Source organism: Faecousia intestinalis (assembly GCF_040096185.1).
Taxonomy (GTDB): Bacteria; Bacillota; Clostridia; order Oscillospirales; family Oscillospiraceae; genus JAZOXB01.
On record NZ_JBBMFF010000050.1, the window covers coordinates 1 to 4,394 of the forward strand.

At 61.7% G+C, this 4,394-nt stretch carries 6 protein-coding genes and 1 pseudogene; 3 read left to right on the forward strand and 4 right to left on the reverse strand.

Annotation, left to right across the window (positions count from 1 at the left end; genetic code table 11):
• The 4 genes from WMO66_RS14450 to WMO66_RS00615 all read right to left on the reverse strand — a co-directional run.
• Positions 1 to 88: GTPase (locus WMO66_RS14450; RefSeq protein WP_353963935.1), on the reverse strand; the 88-nt coding region annotated here is incomplete at its 3' end.
• Positions 89 to 288: 200 nt separating this feature from the next.
• Positions 289 to 519, reverse strand: coding sequence for a sigma factor-like helix-turn-helix DNA-binding protein (locus WMO66_RS00605; protein ID WP_349134468.1), 231 nt, complete (start codon positions 517 to 519; stop codon positions 289 to 291).
• Entirely contained in the window at positions 485 to 733 is a 249-nt protein-coding gene (locus tag WMO66_RS00610) for a hypothetical protein (RefSeq protein WP_349134469.1), read from the reverse strand. Before WMO66_RS00610 ends, WMO66_RS00605 begins: the two co-directional genes overlap by 35 nt.
• Positions 730 to 888: a hypothetical protein gene (locus tag WMO66_RS00615; protein WP_349134470.1), complete on the reverse strand. Its 159-nt coding sequence runs from the start codon at positions 886 to 888 to the stop codon at positions 730 to 732. Before WMO66_RS00615 ends, WMO66_RS00610 begins: the two co-directional genes overlap by 4 nt.
• 243 nt (positions 889 to 1,131) lie before the next feature.
• Here WMO66_RS00615 and WMO66_RS00620 point away from each other — a divergent pair, with 243 nt between their 5' ends.
• The 3 genes and pseudogenes from WMO66_RS00620 to metG form a co-directional block, all read left to right on the forward strand.
• Complete coding sequence (locus WMO66_RS00620) at positions 1,132 to 1,638, forward strand: nucleoside deaminase (protein ID WP_349134471.1); 507 nt, start codon at positions 1,132 to 1,134, stop codon at positions 1,636 to 1,638.
• Positions 1,635 to 2,045: a VanZ family protein gene (locus WMO66_RS00625; protein WP_349134472.1), complete on the forward strand. Its 411-nt coding sequence runs from the start codon at positions 1,635 to 1,637 to the stop codon at positions 2,043 to 2,045. Before WMO66_RS00620 ends, WMO66_RS00625 begins: the two co-directional genes overlap by 4 nt.
• 84 nt (positions 2,046 to 2,129) lie before the next feature.
• Positions 2,130 to 4,094: pseudogene (gene metG, locus WMO66_RS00630) on the forward strand (methionine--tRNA ligase); the annotation flags it as partial.
• Between the last annotated feature and the right edge of the window lie 300 nt (positions 4,095 to 4,394).

Consider the following 4,394-nt stretch of genomic DNA (forward strand, 5'->3'; position numbering starts at 1 on the left):
CGAGAATGCGGTTGAGCAGGCTGGACTTGCCGACATTCGGCTTGCCGATGATGCAAATTTGAGAGCATTGTGCGGTCGACGATGCCAACCTATCACTTACCAGCCTGCATGGCGGTCACTGACCGCCGCTACAGATGCAATCGGTTTTTACGTTTTTATCGACAGCCGGTACAAGTCGGCAGTACAGCGCAGGGAGCGGCACGCCGCTCCCCTACAGCGCACGTTTGTTTGTTAATTTCACAAAATTATTCCCTATTCATTTTTTAGTATTCATGATTCACTTAATAATTATAAGTACCCCAGATACCGTCCCACGCGGCGCTCGGCCCGCTGCAGCAGCTGGCACACGCTTGCCGGGCTGACGCCCCGGTCGATGGCGACCTCCTTCTGCGGGTGGCCGTGCAGGTAGACCGCCACGACCGTTTCATACTGCAGCGGCGTCAGCGCCACACGCAGCATGGTGTTCAGGCGCTCCGTATCCGGCTCACGGAGCGAGGCCTTGGAAAGAATCGGATGCATAACGATAGAATCCCCTTTCATAATAGTGTTCGCACAGGAGCGCAAGCTCCCGGCACTGCCGTCTGGCCTCGCACAGCTTGCGCAGGCGGTTGGCCAGCACCGCGCGCGTCTGCGCATCGGCCGTACCGCGCCGCAGGCGGCGCAGACGGCTGATCTGAATGTCCAGCAGCCCCGCCGCCTCGCGATACCCGGCTGATAGCTCCGCCAGTCTCATCCCACCGCAACCAGACAGGAGCGGAACACGACTCTGGCGTATTCCGGCAGGCACGCCGGGCACAGACAGCCGATGTCCAGGCAATAGCAATAGCCCCCGGCCACCAGCTCCGTTCCGCACCAGACGCACCAGCACAGCGTCTGTCCCTGCTTCATTCCGGTCTCACCTCCTTCCATCGCTTCCGCCGCAAATGCAATTCGTTCCCGTAATTTCCAGTTATTTCCATTTCTCTGGCGACAGCATATCATTTTGTTCGTTCCGTGTCAATCGTTAATTCCCTAACAAGACAAATTTCGACAAAACTTTTTCCAGAAAATCCCAATTTTGGCACACGGCTTGACGAACCGGCCGGAATCGGGTATGATTATGGCATTACCATGCCGGAGGAGGGCGAGCGGATGACAGACACGGAGGCCATGCATGAGGCGCTGTCGCTGGCGCGTGAGGCGGCAGACGAGGGCGAGGTGCCCGTCGGCTGCATCGTCACGGACGGCGAGCACATCGTCGGGCGCGGCCGCAACCGCCGCGAGACCGGCAAAAGCGCGCTGGCCCACGCGGAGCTGGAGGCCATTGCCGAGGCCTGCCGCACGCTCGGCGGCTGGCGGCTGTGGCGCTGCACGCTCTATGTCACGCTTGAGCCGTGCCCCATGTGCGCCGGAGCCATCATCAACGCCCGCATCCCCCGCGTCGTGTTCGGCGCGCCGGACCCGAAGGCAGGCTCGTGCGGCAGCGTGACCGACCTGTTCGCCCTGCCGTATAACCACCGCCCCGCCTGCGAGGGCGGCGTTCTGGAGGAGGAATGTGCGCAGCTGCTGCGAGACTTTTTCCGCGCGCTGCGGCTCGCTCCCCCAAAGCCGCGCTGGAAGCCCGCCGTGCTCCCGGCGCAGGGAGGAGATCACGCATGAAAAAACGTTCGTTCCGGATCTACCTGATCCTGACGCTTTTTTGGACGGCAGGGATCTTCCTGCACTCCGCCATGCCGGCCGCGGCCAGCAATGCGGAAAGCGGTGGCGTGCTTGCCGTGGTGCAGATGATTCTGCCGTGGATCACACACGGCGTGCTGCGCAAGGCGGCGCATTTTCTGGAATTTGCCGTGCTCGGCATCCTGCTGACGGGCACGTTCCACGGCGCACGGAATTTTACGCTGGCCAAGCCGATGCTGTTCGCCGTGCTCACGGCCATGACCGACGAGACCATCCAGGCCTTCACGCCGGGGCGCAACTGTGCGCTGAGCGACGTGTGGCTCGATGCCGCCGGAGCGCTGACGGGCGCCGTTCTGCTGTGGCTCATTTTCAAGCTGCGCAAAAAATAAGGCCGTTCTCCGCGTTTTGGCTTGTATTTTCCCGGATATCGGATATAATGGACAGATACGGAAACTAAGGAAAGAAGGGCTTTTCCCATGTGCGATTGCTGCAAAGAAAAAAAAGAAAAGTTTTACATCACCACGCCGATCTATTATCCCTCGGATAAGCTCCACATCGGCCACACCTACTGCACCGTAGCCACGGATGCCATGGCGCGCTACAAGCGCCTGCGCGGCTATGACGTGATGTTCCTGACCGGCACGGACGAGCACGGCCAGAAGATCGAGAACCGCGCCAAGGAGGTCGGCATCACACCGAAGCAGTTCGTCGACCAGATCGTCGAGGGTGAGCGCGGCGTGCTCGATCTGTGGAAGCTGATGAACATCTCCTATGACCGCTTCATCCGCACCACGGACGAATACCACGTCAAGGCCATCCAGCGCATTTTTAAGAAGATGTACGAGAACGGCGATATCTACAAGGGCAAATACACCGGCATGTACTGCACGCCGTGCGAGTCGTTCTGGACGGAGAGCCAGCTGAAGGACGGCAAGTGCCCCGACTGCGGCCGCGAGGTCCAGCCCGCCGAGGAGGAGGCCTATTTCTTCCGTCTCTCGAAATATGCCCAGCCCGTGCGCGATCTGCTGATGAACACGGACTATCTCCAGCCGCGCTCCCGCGTCAACGAGATGGTGCGCAACTTCATTGATCCCGGTCTGGAGGATCTGTGCGTCTCCCGCACGAGCTTCACCTGGGGCATCCCCGTGGACTTCGATCCGGGCCACGTCGTCTATGTGTGGGTCGACGCCCTGTTCAACTACACGACGGCCCTCGGCTTTGAGAACGACGCTCACCATGACTATGACCGCTACTGGCCTGCCGACGTCCACTTTGTCGGCAAGGAGATCGTCCGCTTCCACTCCATCGTCTGGCCCGCCATGCTCATGAGCATGGGCATGCCCCTGCCGAAGAAGGTCTTCGGACACGGCTGGCTGCTGCTGGACGGCGGCAAGATGTCGAAGTCCAAGGGCAACGTCGTCGACCCGTATCTACTGGCCGAGCGTTACAGCACGGACGCGCTGCGCTTTTTCCTGCTGCGCACGTTCCCGTTCGGCTCGGACGGCAACTTCTCCAACGAGCTGCTCATCTCCTGCATCAACACCGACCTCGCCAACGACCTGGGCAACCTCGTCTCGCGCACGACGGCCATGGTGCAGAAGTACTTCGGCGGCAGGCTCCCGGCGGAGCAGCGCGCAGACGACGCGCAGGACGCCGCCCTTGTGGAGCTGGCCGGTTCCCTGCATGAGCGCTATGCCGCGCAGATGGAGCAGTTTGCCTTCCAGAACGCGCTGAGCGAAGTTTTCGCCGTCATTTCCCGCGCCAACAAGTATATCGACGAGACCGCGCCCTGGATCCTCGCCCGCGACGAGAGCAACCTGCCGCGTCTGGCCTGCGTCATGTACAACCTGCTCGAGACCATCCGCATCTGCGGCGGCCTGCTGCAGCCGTTCATGCCGGACACGAGCGCAGAGATCCTGCGCCGCATCGGCGCTTCGGAGAACGCGGACTGGGACAGCCTGTGCAAGTTTGGCCTGCTGCCGCGTGAGGCAGCCGTGACCGTCGGCGCGCCGCTGTTCCCGCGCATCGACGCGCAGAAGGAGCTTGCCGAGCTGGAGGCCCTGCACGTCGCGGCGCAGGCTCCTGCCACCGACCCGCTGCCCGAGCCGCTGCCGCCCGTCAGCTTCGACGATTTCTGCAAGGTCGAGATGACCGTCGTCAAGGTTCTGACGTGCGAGAAGGTCAAAAAGTCCGAAAAGCTCCTGAAGTTTACGCTGGACGACGGCACCGGCACGCCGCGCCAGATTCTCTCCGGCATCGCCAAGTATTATCAGCCCGAGGAGCTGCTCGGCAAGACGCTCGTCGCCGTGACGAACCTGCCCCCGCGCAAGATGATGGGGCAGGAGTCCTGCGGCATGCTGCTGTCCGCCGAGCGCGGCGACAAGCTGAACCTTGTCATGCTCGACGATAAGGTCCCCGCCGGTTCCCGCCTCGTGTAAGATATGGTTATCCGGGCGCGCTGCAGATCGCAGCGCGCCCTTTGCATGCCGGAATACCATATTTGCAGCGGCGCTCATTGAGCGCCATGGGCGACCGCAAATCAAGCGGCACAAATTCAGAGGCGCAGGGCTTCCGGATTTGTCATTGCGAGGAGGCGCAGCCGACGTGGCAATCTCGGGAAGGCACTGCCGTCCCGTACAGGCTGTCGAAGAAACGTACACCCCAATTGCGTCTGTAGCGGCGCTCACTGCGCAGCCGTTGGCGGCTTTGCCGCCTTACGGATGCGGCGTGCCCCTTGC